15 protein-coding genes are annotated in these 14,106 nt (G+C 56.3%); 6 read left to right on the top strand and 9 right to left on the bottom strand.

Going from position 1 to position 14,106, the window contains the following annotated elements:
- Positions 1 to 221 precede the first annotated feature (221 nt).
- Positions 222 to 689, top strand: a complete 468-nt coding sequence (locus ACWHYZ_RS03455) for a response regulator (RefSeq protein ID WP_447985897.1) — start codon at positions 222 to 224, stop codon at positions 687 to 689.
- A 475-nt stretch (positions 690 to 1,164) separates the two neighbouring features.
- On the opposite strand, the gene ACWHYZ_RS03450 is transcribed toward ACWHYZ_RS03455, so the two are convergent.
- The 3 genes from ACWHYZ_RS03450 to ACWHYZ_RS03440 all read right to left on the bottom strand — a co-directional run bounded on the left by ACWHYZ_RS03450 (position 1,165) and on the right by ACWHYZ_RS03440 (position 3,828).
- Entirely contained in the window at positions 1,165 to 1,893 is a 729-nt protein-coding gene (locus tag ACWHYZ_RS03450; protein WP_447985896.1) for a hypothetical protein, read from the bottom strand.
- Between the two features lie 500 nt (positions 1,894 to 2,393).
- Positions 2,394 to 2,654, bottom strand: coding sequence for a hypothetical protein (locus ACWHYZ_RS03445; RefSeq protein ID WP_447985895.1), 261 nt, complete (start codon positions 2,652 to 2,654; stop codon positions 2,394 to 2,396).
- 640 nt (positions 2,655 to 3,294) lie between these two features.
- Positions 3,295 to 3,828 carry a DUF4142 domain-containing protein gene (locus ACWHYZ_RS03440; RefSeq protein WP_447985894.1) on the bottom strand — a complete coding sequence of 178 codons (534 nt, stop codon included), beginning with the start codon at positions 3,826 to 3,828 and terminating at the stop codon, positions 3,295 to 3,297.
- Between the two features lie 653 nt (positions 3,829 to 4,481).
- On the opposite strand from ACWHYZ_RS03440, the gene ACWHYZ_RS03435 reads away from it, so the two are divergent.
- Positions 4,482 to 4,919 carry a DUF4383 domain-containing protein gene (locus ACWHYZ_RS03435; RefSeq protein ID WP_447985893.1) on the top strand — a complete coding sequence of 146 codons (438 nt, stop codon included), beginning with the start codon at positions 4,482 to 4,484 and terminating at the stop codon, positions 4,917 to 4,919.
- 233 nt (positions 4,920 to 5,152) lie between these two features.
- On the opposite strand, the gene ACWHYZ_RS03430 is transcribed toward ACWHYZ_RS03435, so the two are convergent.
- The gene (locus ACWHYZ_RS03430) at positions 5,153 to 5,827 is read right to left on the bottom strand and encodes an alpha/beta fold hydrolase (RefSeq protein WP_447985892.1); all 675 of its coding nucleotides are present in this window, start codon (positions 5,825 to 5,827) and stop codon (positions 5,153 to 5,155) included.
- Between the two features lie 287 nt (positions 5,828 to 6,114).
- A complete protein-coding gene (locus tag ACWHYZ_RS03425) occupies positions 6,115 to 6,453 on the bottom strand; it encodes a hypothetical protein (RefSeq protein WP_447985891.1) in 339 nt (112 codons plus the stop codon).
- 483 nt (positions 6,454 to 6,936) lie between these two features.
- Here ACWHYZ_RS03425 and ACWHYZ_RS03420 point away from each other — a divergent pair, with 483 nt between their 5' ends.
- Both ACWHYZ_RS03420 and ACWHYZ_RS03415 read left to right on the top strand, forming a co-directional pair.
- A complete protein-coding gene (locus ACWHYZ_RS03420) occupies positions 6,937 to 7,419 on the top strand; it encodes an FAD-dependent oxidoreductase (RefSeq protein ID WP_447985890.1) in 483 nt (160 codons plus the stop codon).
- A gap of 40 nt (positions 7,420 to 7,459) precedes the next feature.
- Entirely contained in the window at positions 7,460 to 8,401 is a 942-nt protein-coding gene (locus tag ACWHYZ_RS03415) for an FAD-dependent oxidoreductase (protein ID WP_447985889.1), read from the top strand.
- Here the strand turns inward: ACWHYZ_RS03415 and ACWHYZ_RS03410 are convergent.
- Together ACWHYZ_RS03410 and ACWHYZ_RS03405 are read right to left on the bottom strand one after the other, a co-directional pair.
- Entirely contained in the window at positions 8,346 to 8,690 is a 345-nt protein-coding gene (locus ACWHYZ_RS03410; protein WP_447985888.1) for a DUF6717 family protein, read from the bottom strand. The two genes, ACWHYZ_RS03415 and ACWHYZ_RS03410, sit on opposite strands and share 56 nt — an antisense overlap.
- Positions 8,691 to 9,205: 515 nt before the next feature.
- The gene (locus tag ACWHYZ_RS03405; RefSeq protein WP_447985887.1) at positions 9,206 to 9,382 is read right to left on the bottom strand and encodes a hypothetical protein; all 177 of its coding nucleotides are present in this window, start codon (positions 9,380 to 9,382) and stop codon (positions 9,206 to 9,208) included.
- 317 nt (positions 9,383 to 9,699) lie between these two features.
- Here ACWHYZ_RS03405 and ACWHYZ_RS03400 point away from each other — a divergent pair, with 317 nt between their 5' ends.
- Positions 9,700 to 9,996 carry a response regulator transcription factor gene (locus tag ACWHYZ_RS03400; RefSeq protein ID WP_447985886.1) on the top strand — a complete coding sequence of 99 codons (297 nt, stop codon included), beginning with the start codon at positions 9,700 to 9,702 and terminating at the stop codon, positions 9,994 to 9,996.
- 347 nt (positions 9,997 to 10,343) lie between these two features.
- On the opposite strand, the gene ACWHYZ_RS03395 is transcribed toward ACWHYZ_RS03400, so the two are convergent.
- Both ACWHYZ_RS03395 and ACWHYZ_RS03390 read right to left on the bottom strand, forming a co-directional pair.
- The gene (locus ACWHYZ_RS03395) at positions 10,344 to 11,312 is read right to left on the bottom strand and encodes a YihY/virulence factor BrkB family protein (RefSeq protein WP_447985885.1); all 969 of its coding nucleotides are present in this window, start codon (positions 11,310 to 11,312) and stop codon (positions 10,344 to 10,346) included.
- Positions 11,313 to 11,746: 434 nt separating this feature from the next.
- A complete protein-coding gene (locus ACWHYZ_RS03390; protein ID WP_447985884.1) occupies positions 11,747 to 11,953 on the bottom strand; it encodes an acyl carrier protein in 207 nt (68 codons plus the stop codon).
- Positions 11,954 to 12,477: 524 nt separating this feature from the next.
- On the opposite strand from ACWHYZ_RS03390, the gene ACWHYZ_RS03385 reads away from it, so the two are divergent.
- Entirely contained in the window at positions 12,478 to 14,091 is a 1,614-nt protein-coding gene (locus tag ACWHYZ_RS03385; protein WP_447985883.1) for a DUF748 domain-containing protein, read from the top strand.
- Positions 14,092 to 14,106 lie beyond the last annotated feature (15 nt).

Here is a 14,106-nt window from a genome sequence, read left to right as displayed (position 1 = left end):
TGTGTGTGAGGACCTTCACCGGTCCTTTTGTATGCTCCTCTCCGTTTACCACGGTCTCTACTCCACAAACCACGGGTGACGTAGGAAGATCGTGTAGTGGCCCACTGAGGTAAGACTCCGCGCTCACAGGCGATCGAGCGCCTAGGCCTCTGACAACACTGCGTTTTGGTGTCCGACAGCGCGGTTTTATCGCTCGGTCGTACAATCCTTACATGTATAGGATGCTGCTTGTCGAGGATGACCGAAGGACTGCGCTCGCTTATGAATCGCTGCTGGCCTTGCAACGACCAGACATCGCTATCGACACCGTATTCTCTGCACAGCGTGCGTTACTGTGCCTTTCGGAAATGGCCTACGATGTGATTCTCTCTGATTTTAAGTTGCCCGGGCTAGATGGTCTTGGTTTACTGGTGGCGACTTACTGCCTACACTCACGGGCGCCATTCCTGCTCATTTCAGCCCATGGCGATCGTGAATTGGAAGACAGGGCAATCCGGGTGGGGGCCTATGCCGTTTTACACAAGCCAATTGCACCACGGGCATTGATGAGTGTCATTGAACGTGCTCTGACAAAAGCAGCGCCGACAATAGAGCGTCGCAGAAGTGCCAATGGTATTTTCAACAATTCTATTCGTGAAGCGAAAAAAGACCATAACAGAGAAACACGACAATCAAGGAACAATCGATGACAACCCGGGGGACATAAAGCGCCTAGCATGGTGGCTGTGATGCTGTGGTTCCTCATCAATTCGTCATGCCAGCCTTGGTACAAACCCCTACTATGGCTTCCAGCGAATGTTGGGGCCGAGAACGTGTCGTACAGCGCCCCTAAACTCAAAAGCGCAGGCGTATCCATGGTGTGCGGCAATTCCGCCAGAGGTGGTGGCAGAAATTAGAACCTTCCACGTCGGGCTGATGCACTCAAGAATTAAAGCGTGGCAAGCTGAGCAGCCGAGTGGACCGAGGATACGGGCGCCCCGATGCCAGGTATGGAGCTGATCGACAAACAAGCGATTCCCCTTGCGACGAAGGTCACAGTAGTGTTGGTGAAGCGAGGCGCCGACTGTACCAGAGAGAACGCTCTCATGCAGCGGTAGGCACGCTTCAGCCTATGGTGTTTTTGACGTCGATCAAAGCCCGGGGCCAGAGAATCGTCCGCCTCCCCTATTGGCGCCTCACCAACCAGTAGCCAAACAGTCCCGTTATGAGCAGTGTCATGGTTGCCGGCTCCGGGTTTGACACCATCGGCCTTGAGGCACCGCTTGGCAGTGTGGCAAAGGACAGTCCCCAGTCATAGGCCGCCCCTCCCCACTCCCCGGCTACCCAGGTCGTCACCATGCTGGCAGTAACAGAGCCGGTCACGGTGTGAATTCCAGCGCCTAAGCCCATTGAATTTTGAAGCGTCTCGGCGTAGATATGCTGGGTCTGAGTCCCTCTCCACCTGCCGCCCTGTTCCAGGAGGATGGTGCCATCTACCGTCGCCGTCACCTCATAGCGGAGGAACGCAGAACTAAGTGGACCCTTGAAGAGAAAATCGGAACCGGTCAGCGTGCCGGTGATCGTTAGCAATCCCGGCGTTTCAAGCATGAAGTCACGACTGAATGTGATTCCCCCGGATAGATACGTGCCCCGTACAGCGGCCGTATTCGCCATATAGGCGTGCGGCGTCTCCGTCTCCAACGGGGATGAGGAGGGAGGCTCCGGTACGGCGTTTCGTGGTCGATCTGAAAATTGTCTTGTGACCCCACAAATAGCGAAATCCCGTGACCCGGTCGTTCCCGCACAATAGCTGGCGTTCGGGTCTTGGATGGTGACCTGCCACGAGCCGACCCATGGAAGCGCGAAGGCCGGGCTCGTAGCGAGCGTCAAGATGAGAACAAGAGCAGTTTTCATAGAATCCCTCCTTGATAAGGCGTGAGGGTACCGGCGAAGAAGAACATCGGGCTAGTCTTTTAGGAGGTAACGTGACGGAGCGCGGCCGCCATTGGAATGAAAGGTGCACACGCGTTCTCCAAATCAGGTGATTCGGAATAGGGCCGATGATGTTCTTGAAGGTCAGCGAGAGTACCGGCTGCATTGCAAGGATGACGTGGCACCTCGGTTATGTTCCCTTATTCCTACCCTCACAATAGTTCTAAACCGGTTTTCATCATCGGGACACAATCGTACTTTATGTTGGGTAGCAACGGACTCGTAAGGGCCTGTAGCGTCTGTGCGACTTCTTCGGATGTCCAGCCATCCGATGAGCGTCTGGCTCCGCTTACACCAAGAACACATCGTCACGACTTGAGGACTGCGAGCCACGCGAGGATCCAATAAGGGCGTGAACGGTGTTGGCACCTCGAGTACGGGCCGGGACTCGAATTCCACGCCATGCTGCTCCAGACGATGCATCACCATCTCAAGCTCTCGACGTAAAAGCGCGTATCGCATCGAAATGGAAACCGGATCGGGCCCAATTGCCGAACCCTGACCAGCAGCCAGTGGTACCAGGTGCGTGTAGGTTCCCCAGCCATAAAATGGAAAAGATTGTCTCCCAGGGTTTGAGCAGGCAAATTCGGTACTCCCGCTTCTTCCGCCTGTCGACGGAATCCGTCGTCCAGATAGGTAATTACGTCATCGGCATCAATTCGATGAATGGGCACGATGCCCATGTTTCATCATACCCAAGACATTTGTGGACAATGACCCGCGACCTCTGAACTCGTGAGGAGAAACGAAAAGAAGGAGGATCCCGAACCTCCCGTCCGCCTGGAAACTCGGTCAAAGCGGAAATCCAGGCGCTCGGCCGAAGGTGGTCGCAGAAATCCAGGCCCTTGGTGGAGATCACGGCCGGGAGGCGATTGAACGCCTCGTGGAGCTGATGCATTCGAAGAATGAGGGAGTAGCCGTCCGCGCAGCGAGAGCCTTACTCGATCGGGGATATAGCCGCCCGATGCAAGGGACAGGAAGCCATACCTAAGCAGATCGTGATCCGAATCGCCTTTGTGACGCCACCGAAACGGGAGGAGGATTATTCGATCCCACAGTACCCTTCGCTCATCGGTCACTCTGAAGCCAATTGACGTGTCGTGCGGCTTTTATCATGGGAGAATGCCGCTTCGACACCGGGTTCTAAAGACCGGCCACAGGCGTATCCCGCCTCCGGCTGTATTCACTGAGGGCCGTCCGCAGGGGATGGCATGTTGGTGTTCGTAGAGCCGCGCCAAGAATAAGTGCGGATGATGACGGTGCATTTCATTTCGGGATGCAGCACGGCCTGGGGTCGCATATCCAATACGAGTGCATACCTCGTTATCGGGATGCCAGCACCTTTGAATTGATGGACTGTGCAGCTTCATAGTGATCTCGAAACAGTGGGACCTGGCTCGCTGCCCATTGCCGTATCTGGCGGTCTGTAGCGAGTTTTGCCTTATTCTGAAACTTCGCCAGCATCATGGCATGATCGGCGACCATCTCGGTAATGTACTCTTTATCGAACTCCTGTCCACTCAATTGTGACAGGTGAGCGGCGGTCTTCTTGTGGAGCTCATCAGGATCGGTCGGGAGGCTTAGTTCCTGGCGAGAGGCCAATTGTGCCAGTTCCCTGTTCATGCGGTTGTGGTCTTCGGAGAATTGGCGCGCCAACGATTTGATAGCCGGGTCTTGTGAGCGTTGAGCCGCGAGGTCACTCAACTGAATCTCGGCGTTGGAAGCGCGAGCCGTTGATAACATAAACATCGCATCAGGGTTACCGGCCGCCTTGTGTTCTGACATGGCCGCACAGGAGGCCATCAAGGGCACGGCTCCGAACAGCAGCAATATTATTAACGACCGGTACCGTCCCATAGCGTCCTCCATACATACATTCAGGTGACACCCGAATGTTACCGAACCCAGTAGCTCAATCACTATCAGACAACGGCTACATAACAGCTCCGACCCGCTGACCGTTGTCCCGCCGGCCCCATCGCAATTGTCATGACCGTTCCCGTCCTTGCCTCGGCATACTCTATCGGGACCACGGGCGAGAGATCATTGGCAACGGCATGGCGGCTTCGGGAATGAATAAGCAGAGGCTTCCAGTGCTTCTGTCTGTCAAATGCCTCATCACTGACGAGTTAGAGGTGATAGGGCTTATCTATGTATACGTGAGTCGCAGCACACTGTGCTCGTTTCTTCCGGCCGCTGTCCGGTTGGCTGAGCCGTAGGCTCACCTCTGATGTCGCTTCCCGAGATTCGTTCACGGCTAATTCCATCCACGGCTGATGGCCCACGATCTATATAAGCGTTAGGCTATTCGCATGTGCCCAGAATGCTATCGCACGAGCCTCATACATACAGGGTGCTTCTGGCGCTGCACCGTTTGCGCCTTGGCCATCACGGATCAAGCCTTACGACGGGAAACCAAGAGTGTCCCTCACCGTCGCTCTATCGAGAGCCGGATCCTCATACCGGATGTCACCACATGATTTATCATTCTGATTAAGAAGGAGAGAGTTATGACCACGAAACAGTTCGCGATGGTGATGGGTCTGCTTTACCTGCTTGTTGGACTATTGGGCTTCTTTCCCGGGCTGGTCAGCCCACCGTCGCCGGACAGTCCACACATAAATCTTGATACCGGATATGGATATCTCTTTGGACTTTTCCCGATCAATATCATGCACAATCTGGTGCATCTTGGTGTGGGGCTATGGGGGGTCAGCGCATATCGGAGCATGTCGGGCTCAGTAGCTTTCGCGCGTGGACTGGCGATGTTTTATGGCGCATTGACGATCATGGGGTTCATTCCTGGGTTGAACACGACCTTTGGACTCATTCCTATTTTCGGTCATGATATTTGGCTCCATGCCGTTAGCGCAGCTGCAGCCGCGTATTTTGGCTTTGTGCGATCCGAGGGGCTGCCTATTGAGCGGATGACCCGACGCGCATCCTGAAGAAATTGTTGTCGTACAGTCAGAAGTACTGATGAACAGCGCACCGATGGGACCGATCAACACTGCTGATGCTATTCGTAGACGTACCACGCGGGTTCAAACAATGAATCCGGGGGAATGTCGGGCGGTTGCAGAGAAGCAACTCTCTCTCGGTGAATCGTGCCACGCGTTCGCCGAGGGTTTCGTAAGATTTCCTTCGCTGGAAGCGAACCGGTTTTCGGGCGCCCCCATCGTCAAACGGCTGCACGGAGGAACTCTTGAATTCTTTCACTGACGAGAGCAGGTGCACTGTATTGAACGGCATGGCCCCACCCTGGGATGACTGCAACCCGGCTCGGATCAACCAGCTCTGTAACTTTATCAAACCAGCCTTGGGGAACCATCGGATCCTTGGAACCACGTATCAACATCGTAGGCACTGTGACCGCTCTCAATTTCTGTTCTATCGGATCATTCACCATGGACCGGAACTCGGGCATGAGTCGTGCGCCCATCCGAACATAGTCCTTCACCAAGTGGTAGTTGAGTGAGAAACGCTCGTATGCGCCCCCGATAACAAACCTGCGCACCTGTTGCAGGGTCCCACGTGCACCAGGATCTGGAGTAATCCCAATAAGGATCAGTCCATCCACTCGCGCCGGCTGCCGAATCGCGATCTGAACCGCGAGCTGACACCCCATGGAATGTCCCACAAGTGAGGCGCGTGCAATGCCGATAGCATCCATCCAATCGATCAGTTCCCCAGCAAGATCATCTACATCGAGTGGCTTGGGAGGTGTTTCGCTCATTCCATGGCCGGGAAGGTCTGGAAGATAGACATCAAAGGATCCGGCGAGACGTTCAGCCAGTGGGATAAAATAGGAACCTGACACTCCCCAACCATGAACAAGCACTACTGGTGCAGACATCCGCCGGCTGTCCAATTTCGAGATACGGGCGTACAGACGATGCCCGTTCACATTCACCCACAGGTCATGCAACGGATGGAGCTCTCGCCGGCGCAAGAGATTCCGCCGCTCACGAGAGAGTACTGCCGCCCGCCATGTCAGGATGCCTGCTATGAGGAGGCCATACGCTAGCCACCGAGTGTGTATACCCCTGTTTACTCCGGTCCTAGCTTGCAGTATCGATTCGTGAGCTAGAATCATTGCTCCGTCTGGATCGCATGGGATGACCTACAGTGTGACGGCCAACATCATCGTGGCCCTTGTCCTGATCCCATTTTTCCACTGCCGGTTCCTGAACTTACTCCTGTTCCGCTTCCAAGGGCTCGGGACCGTTCGCAATCCCGTTCGGCAGCTTGTTGTGTCGTGTTACCCCCAAAACCTGTCCCGGCTTCAATGTCTTTGCAGTCTTTAGGTTCAGGCAGTCGCTGCTCTTGGCCCGTAGGATGCTTGTCCGTACTTGTGCTCGGAGTCTCCTCTCGCTGTTTGGTCAGAGCACTATCGTCAACTCTATCAGCCCAACTGATGCCGGATGTACTGATGGAAACAGCGACAAAGAGGATCGAGGATGCTAGAGCGATGACGTTCACGACGACCTCCTGTACAGGCTAAAGTTTTTGTGCACCACGCCCCCTTTTACCATAGGGTCTCATTCTGGCTCTTCTGAGCAGCGGCGTGACGACTGACTGAATGTACCAATTGGGCGCCGATCGGGGCATCAGTCCGCGCCTATACCGCATGTCCGTCACTTCTGCTTATGTGGGGGTTTCGTAGCACGGACAGGCGCACAAGAGATTCCTCCAGAGGCGTGGAAACCGCCGTGTAATTGATCGGGCAAGGGGGTCACACATACCCTCCTGTACAGGAATAAGATGTACCGTTAACGATCACGGTCCTGTCCTCCCGTTCCTGACCGCCGTCCCACTATGCGCCGATACACGCCAGGCCGGGTTCAAGATAATGTCCAGATCAGGGTGCGTCCCATGCGGGATCCAGCATCGCGTTAAAGCAGGTGTATCAGAGATTGGGCTTAGCGTTATCCACACCCTAACCAGTTCGATCCGAGATGACAATTGAGACCTCTTGAAAGGCCGAGCTGGGATTGCATCATCGTCGGAACAGGCTTAGCCGGCTTGACCTGCGGATTTGAGCTGGTCGAACGCGGCTGGCGCCCCTTGCTCCTGGAGGCAAAAGACGTCGTCGGGGGCCGTACCGCCTCATGGCGCGAGGATGGCATGTGGGTGGAATCCGGTCTCCATCGCGTCTTAGGGTTTTACCGTGCCTTGCCAGCCGTCCTCCAACGGGCCGGGATAGACCTCAATGCCATCGTGCTCTGGGAAGACGAATTGGAGATTCGCGTGCCGGACGGTGGGCCGCATGCGCTCTTTGGCGCCGCGCCGCTTCATAAGCCGTTTCGGACCCTCGCTGGGATCTCGGGAAACAACGACTTGATACCACCGCTCAGTAAACTCCGGTTCGCGCGTTTCGTCGCGGCTGGCCTGCAGGACTATTTTCGGAGGCCGCTGCAACTTGACGAGACCACCGTGACCGAGTAATGCACGCGCCTATGGGGTACCGGAGCGCCTGATCGACACCGTGCTCACGGCTTTGACGGCGGGTCTCTTTTTCCTTCCGCCTGATCGGTATTCGGCGTATGCCTTCTTTGGGCATCTCGGCCCATTCCTTGGTCGGCTGTTGCAATTCCGTGTTGGCGGCTTTTTAGGGGGGATGACAGAGGTCATGTGCCAGCCATTAGCGCAGGCCATTGAGCAACGCGGTGGCCGCGTACGGACCACGGCAGAGGTATCCCGTTTGCGAGTTGAGAATGATCGGGTCTGTGGCGTGGAACTGGCGTCGGGAGAACGACTGGCGGCCGAGGAGGTGGTCCTGGCGACCTCTCTAACCGTCCCGCAGAAGATCCTCAAACGGGAGTTCGCGGCCTATCCCGACTTGGCGCACTTCTTCGCCTTGCCCTCCATGCCGGCCCTCACGGTGCAATGTGAGCTGGACCGACCTGCAACCGCGCAGGACCGAACGACCTTTGGCCCCGGGACCGCGCTCGCCACCTTTTCGGAGCAGTCGCGGACGACCTTTCGGCATGTCCCTGGACGGCTCTCCACCATTTTGGCTGCCCCGGACGAACTCATGGGGTCTTCTGATGAGCACCTACTACACCTCACACAACAAGAGGGCGCCCGTCTCGGCCTCGACCTCAAGAGCTGCCTGCGGGACTACCGGGTCATCCGGCATCCGGCTGATTTCTACTCCTTTGAACCGGGGACCGAACACAAGCGCCCACGGCAACGGACATCCATCCCGGGTCTTACCCTCGCTGGTGATTACACCAAGCAGCCGTACCTCCAAACCATGGAGGGCGCCGTCGTATCCGGTCAAAGAGCCGCCTCGGTTCTTCTCACCGCGAGGAGCGGCAAGTCCCTAAACGGTCTCCGGTTACCCGTAGGAGGAACGACTGGAGGACTGTTTAGAGCGGTTCGGCCCGCGCGTAAAGTTTCTCGGGCGCCTCAGGGAAATATTTGAAGAGGGCGGGACAGAGCCACCCTTCTAGATGAGCGACGGACCACTCATACCACATGCCGCCATCTTCTGTTCGCAAGCGTGTTAACTCCACCTGATGACCCGGAAAGGCCCGTGCCGAAAACAACAATCGGAAACCCTTCTCGGCTTTCGGTATGCTTTGAATCAGGACATTGATCATCTCCGGTATGCCCGAGACAAAGGGCTCAGCCTGCAGTCCAACAGTCGGATCGTCGAATACCCACGTGGCGGCATGGCGATAGGGCATGATGACATAAATGTCGTTGGGCACTTCTTCCCCACTTCTACTACAACTTAGGAGCATGAGCATCAAGACGCAAATGAACATCCGGCAGGCGGGAGAACTCATGGGTTGGGCTATCACTCCACCAACCGCGGGACCATGGATAGGCCAGTTTTCAAGTTGCAGTCTACGGTTTGATCGGGACAGCTCCATGTAGCAACATCTGTCGGGATCCCATCATCATTCTTCCGTCATCGCGATACGTGACGCCTCTGATGGGCCCGACTTTTTGTTTTCCCTGCTCCAGACGATGCCTCAACTCTTGTTTTTTTTCGTTCACTTTCAGAGTACAGCCGAACCCCATACAGAGCCATGAGTTGACTTTGTGCGTGCCTGTCGCCCAGGCGAGCCTTCCGCAGGAGGTCACGTCGGTCTTCCAGCTCTGCTTCCTGACTCACAGATTGTTGTGCTCGTTTACGTATCATAGATGCGTAAGCCTCCGCCTTAATCTCTATACAGGTCGATCGTAGTGTTGGGGGAACCACCGTGCTTCTAACTACACACTATTTCCCCTTCCAGGACTCATTCACATCGTCCCAGCGATGCTCTGCCTCCCAGCCCGTGCAATACGGGCACGCCTGTCGGCCGGTATCAGACCACCGACGATGGCATTGCTCGCATTCCCAAACTGTGACCGTTGCGAGGGGGGAGACTGAAATTCCGACTTCTTTGACTTTCATCCGACACCTCGTTGATTAAAGGCTCCAGAGAGGGAGAAGCAAGCCATGGGCCATTGTGCCACCGCGCTAAGGTGCTGAATTGACGGTGTGCGTAAGATTTGTACCCGGGAAGAGATGACTTTAGAGACATACTGTCTAATCAGTAGCATCATATATTCCCGTGTCAAAGCACATCGAGCGCACATGATCCTTTGCAGCTTTGCCTGAGGCCGATGACGAATGTAAGACGTACGGAGTGCGTCACATCCCTTCTTACTGAAGGCCGCCGTTAAAACTATCGTCTACCCCGAAGCCGCTAGTATCGGTTACGCTGCAGTATGCCAAAAATGCTGATTGTTGATGATGATGAAGCCTTTCTGCAGGCTATGGAAGGGTTCTTGAGTCGGAAGGTGCCGGAGGGAGTCATTGATACCTCTTTTTCGGGACATGAGGCGCTGCGGCTAGTCCGAGCCGACGGGTATCATTTGATCATTGCTGACTGGCGGATGCCAGGGATGGATGGGATCACGTTCCTAAAAGTGGCGAAGGAAGCGTCTCCTCGGGTGCCCATCATTCTGCTGACCGGGCAGCACGATGGCGATATGGTGAGGTCCGCCAAGGCCAATGGTGCTTAGGCCATACTGCACAAGCCGATTGAGCGAGAGGAGTTGTTGGACCATATCATTCAAGCACTGCGCATTGGGGCCCCCGCCCATTATTAAGTCGCCAACAGGCATGGGACTGCTTTTCGCGCCGTGCCGAAAACAAGAGCGCATGATGACGGCGCCTCACTGTCACATCCCGACGAAGTCGGCTCGCATGAGACAATCTTCCAATCTCCATCGGGCGTCCGGGTGTCAATAGAACGTCAGCGATAGCCCGTGTGGGTCGTAGCAGGCGCCAGGACAACTGTCTGGCCGCCTCATCAGAAAAAAGGCGCCTGCCCACTCCTTCCGTCGTTGTACACCGCGTTCGAATCACCTCAGGCGGCCGCAGAGTTGGTCCCAGCGACAATATGCGATCCATAACGGTTGGCATAGACCGACGTGAATTCCGCCCCAAAGAGGAGGATCTGGCTCGAGTAATACATCCACACCAGCAGGATGACCAAAGATCCCGCCGCCCCATAGGCGGATCCAACATCGGCTTTTCCGAGATAGAGCCCAATCAGAAACTTTCCGACCGTGAACAGCAGGCTCGTGAGCCCCGCTCCAATCCAGACGTCACGCCACGCGACCTTGGCGTCTGGAAGGAGCTTAAACATCATCGCGAACAGCAACGTAATCACGCCGAACGAAAGGCCCAAGTCCGCCACATGGAGCACCGCTTCTTGTCCGGGCAGCCAGCTCGCGAACATCTTTCCCATAGCGGCAAGCACGGCGCTCAGGACCAAGGACACTAAGAGCAAAAACCCCGTGCCCAGCACGGCCACCAATGAAAAGAATCGATCTTTGATCGTGCCCCAGATGCCCCGGCTCGTTTTCGGCTCAACGCCCCACACCGTATTCAGGGCGTCTTGAAGCTGGGCGAAGACACCCGACGCGCCGAGCAGCAAGGTGGCGATGGCGACGAGAGTCGCGACCACTCCGCTGGATGGCTTCTGAGCGATGTCTAGCATCTGTTGAATGGCCGCCGCGCTTTGGGGTCCCACGAGGCTCTCAATTTGCTCCATCATGGCCTGTTGCGCGGCGTCCTTTCCGAACACGAGTCCGGCGATCGCAATCGACAGGACTAACAGGGGGACCAGCGAAAACACCGTATAGTACGACAGGGCAGCGCCGAGCCGTGGTGCCTTATCGGCACTCCATTTCTGGGCTGCTTCTTTGAGGAGGGCCCACCATTTCTTCACATCGTTCCACTTAATCGCGTCTGCGGACCCCGCATTGGCCGTCTGTGATACCGTAGCCTTGGTATTCTTCGCACCAATAATTTTTGCGAGTTCAGGGTTCATGGCGTTCCTCCGTTCCTAGCACTGGGAGTGCAAGAGGCAGGCCGCCAGCCCCATCCCGAACCCCCCCTCCGAATCGCGCTAAGCGACGCACAGGCTTACGCCAGCGGCCAGCATAGAGACAGGCGTCGCGCCATACGCCATACGCTATACATTGCGTTTGCACATACAGTAAGGGGAGCTCGCAGGGCACGCCGGAACTATGACGCGCCCATGAACGCTCTCCGCAGAACCGCTAGTTATACGAACGCCCCCTTAGGGCAGTCCAACATCTTGGGGCTTGCTCCCTCCGCTCTCCTGGCGTACTGTGGCATTACTCCTTGGCGCTGAGTGGTCTCCACCTACCAACTGGTGAGGCCAAGAAAAGCCGATCTTCGCATGAGGTCGGCTTTTTTATTTCTTACCCATCATCTCGATAACTTTCCTACAGCCATCCCTCACTCCTCTTTGCGGGTCGGGGATTTAATTCCTTCCTTCGAGGCCTGACTTCTCTGTTGGGCGATAACAAAGTCGGCGATTGCCGCAATTGATCGAAAGTTGTCGATGTGTAGTTTTTCCATTGGAATGGTGATGCCAAACGTCTCTTCCAATTGAGCCCTCACTTCTACGAACCCGAGTGAGTCCAGAAGGCCACTTTGGACCAAGTCAACTTGGCGCGCATCTATTCAGCCACTGAGACCCTTCTCCTCGAGAAGCTCTATATGGAGATCCCGGTCTCCAAGGAGAAGGCACCATGCGTCCGGCTGGCTATGTAAGAGTACTCCGTCTCCGTCTATAACACGTAGGCAAGTCTCCTTTTATTCGGTACCTACAACGGATTAGCGGGCAATGAGATGCGCCCTCTCTCTGCTGTTATCGTGATCCGGCACCATTTGTCTTTGCTAGAACGCTTCGCCTCGCTGCCCGTGCAAAAGATGCGGCGTTTTCAAGCATCACGATCGTTCCCGACGGTCTGCATTTTGCTATATACTTAGCATTCCATAGGAGATGTTTGTTTGTGACAGTCAGTAGTTCGGCCCCTGAAATACGATTGTGCTGTCTGGAGCAGAACAAACATGGGCCTAGCCAACGATATGGCTATCTCTAACGAGAATGCCCTTGCCGCGTAACGGCTTCCCTGAATCCCGTTGGGTCTGCCGAGCAGTTGCCTCTGGTGCCCAGGAGCATTATGGCGAGACATGTACTCAAAAAGACGCTGTGGGTACTCCTGGGACTCATCGCCATCCTTGTCGTGACCGCCCTCATCGCCGCCTCGCTGCTCGAAGATCGCCTCAGAGCCTACGTCGAGCAAGAAGCGAATCGCCGGGCTACCGACTACGTCATCCAGATCAAAGGATTAACACTGCATCCACTGCGTCTCTCTATGGACCTGCATGATGTGCTGGTGGCCCAAAAAGGCCATCCCGACCCACCGATCATAACCGTCCAGCGGGCCACAGCGGGGGTGCGGTGGAGTAGCTTACTCCGGGCGCGAGTGATGGGTGATCTCCTCGTGGACGGGCCAACTATCCAGGTGACCAGGCCACAAAGTGGTCCGGTGCAGGAAAATGTGCGCGAGCACGCACCAACCGCTGACGAGCTGGAGGTGTGGCAAGACAAGGTCGTCGCGTTGCCGCGGGTCGGGCTGACGCTCGCTGTCCGAAACGGCAGGGTCGCCTATTTTGAGTCCCAGGGCCAACCGGTCTTGGAGTTAGACGACGTGCGGCTCGACGTCGGGCCACTCGACAACACCAAAGCCCAGCAGGGCGACTACCCTGCACCAGTGACGCTGCGTGCGCACCTACCACACGGGGGTGAGTTGAAGGTGGATGGCGCGGTAGACGTCTTGGCGAAACCACATGCCGCCGGGGCCGTGGATGTCCACCTCGGACATGTTGATTTAGAACCCCTTGCCCCGGTGGCCGACCGCTATCACACCAAGCTACATGGCGGCATCCTAACCCTCGACGGACACGTCGAATACGCACCGTGGCGCAAACAGTATGCACTACGAGACCTGGCTCTTGAGAACCTGGTCGCCAACTATGTGTACGAGCCTGCCGCCCCGAAGCCCGAAAAGGAGGCGGCCAAGAAAGGCGGGCAGAAGGCCGTCGAGGCCGCTCAGGAACCGGCGGCGGAGATTCGGATTGATCGCACGAAGCTCACCAAGTGCGAACTGGGCGTCGTCCATGCGGGCGTCGATCCGCCGTATCGGGTCTTCGTGACCGATCTGTCGGCCGATCTGAGCAACTTCAGCACGCGCCTGAAGGACAAGGCTGCCGAACTGACGGCGCAGGGCCGCTTCATGGCTACTGGCGACCTCAACATCCGAGGCTTGTTTCGACCCGACCCCAAGGACCCCGACTTTGACCTCAGTGTGCGTCTGGTACGGTCGCAAGTGAAGATGCTCAATGATCTCCTCATGGCCCATGGGAAGATCGATGTCGCTGGCGGTGACTTCTCCGTGTACTCGCAGCTCAAGGTGCAGCACGGGAAGATTGCGGGCTATGTGAAGCCGATTATTCGGGACCTCGACGTGTACGACACCGATCAGGAACGCGGGAAGGGCGTGATCCACAAAGCCTACGAGGCGGTGGTCGGGGGTGCGACGGAGCTTCTTCAGAACACTGAGACTGAGGAGGCCGCCACCAAGGTGCAAGTGACAGGCACAATACAGAACGCACAGCTCGACGCCTGGCAGGCTGCGATGCGGTTGGTCCAAAACGCGTTCTTTCAGATCATTATTCCCCGCTTCGAGCGCCCGGTCCGGCCCGGGAACACGGCCCAGTTAACGATTGAGTGACCATAGAATCGGTAA

This window comes from Nitrospira sp. Nam74 (assembly GCF_965152615.1).
The sequence above is the reverse complement of the archived record's forward strand: the minus strand, read 5'-3'. Positions and strand labels throughout refer to the sequence as shown.

Coding starts and splice junctions, on each gene's coding strand:
- ACWHYZ_RS03450 (WP_447985896.1), bottom strand. CDS start 1,893: ATGAAAACTGCTCTTGTTCTCATCTTGACGCTCGCTACGAGCCCGGCC.
- ACWHYZ_RS03455 (WP_447985897.1), top strand. CDS start 222: ATGCTGCTTGTCGAGGATGACCGAAGGACTGCGCTCGCTTATGAATCG.
- ACWHYZ_RS03395 (WP_447985885.1), bottom strand. CDS start 11,312: ATGAACCCTGAACTCGCAAAAATTATTGGTGCGAAGAATACCAAGGCT.
- ACWHYZ_RS03430 (WP_447985892.1), bottom strand. CDS start 5,827: ATGTCTGCACCAGTAGTGCTTGTTCATGGTTGGGGAGTGTCAGGTTCC.
- ACWHYZ_RS03385 (WP_447985883.1), top strand. CDS start 12,478: ATGGCGAGACATGTACTCAAAAAGACGCTGTGGGTACTCCTGGGACTC.
- ACWHYZ_RS03435 (WP_447985893.1), top strand. CDS start 4,482: ATGACCACGAAACAGTTCGCGATGGTGATGGGTCTGCTTTACCTGCTT.
- ACWHYZ_RS03445 (WP_447985895.1), bottom strand. CDS start 2,654: ATGGGCATCGTGCCCATTCATCGAATTGATGCCGATGACGTAATTACC.
- ACWHYZ_RS03400 (WP_447985886.1), top strand. CDS start 9,700: ATGCCAAAAATGCTGATTGTTGATGATGATGAAGCCTTTCTGCAGGCT.
- ACWHYZ_RS03440 (WP_447985894.1), bottom strand. CDS start 3,828: ATGGGACGGTACCGGTCGTTAATAATATTGCTGCTGTTCGGAGCCGTG.
- ACWHYZ_RS03405 (WP_447985887.1), bottom strand. CDS start 9,382: ATGAAAGTCAAAGAAGTCGGAATTTCAGTCTCCCCCCTCGCAACGGTC.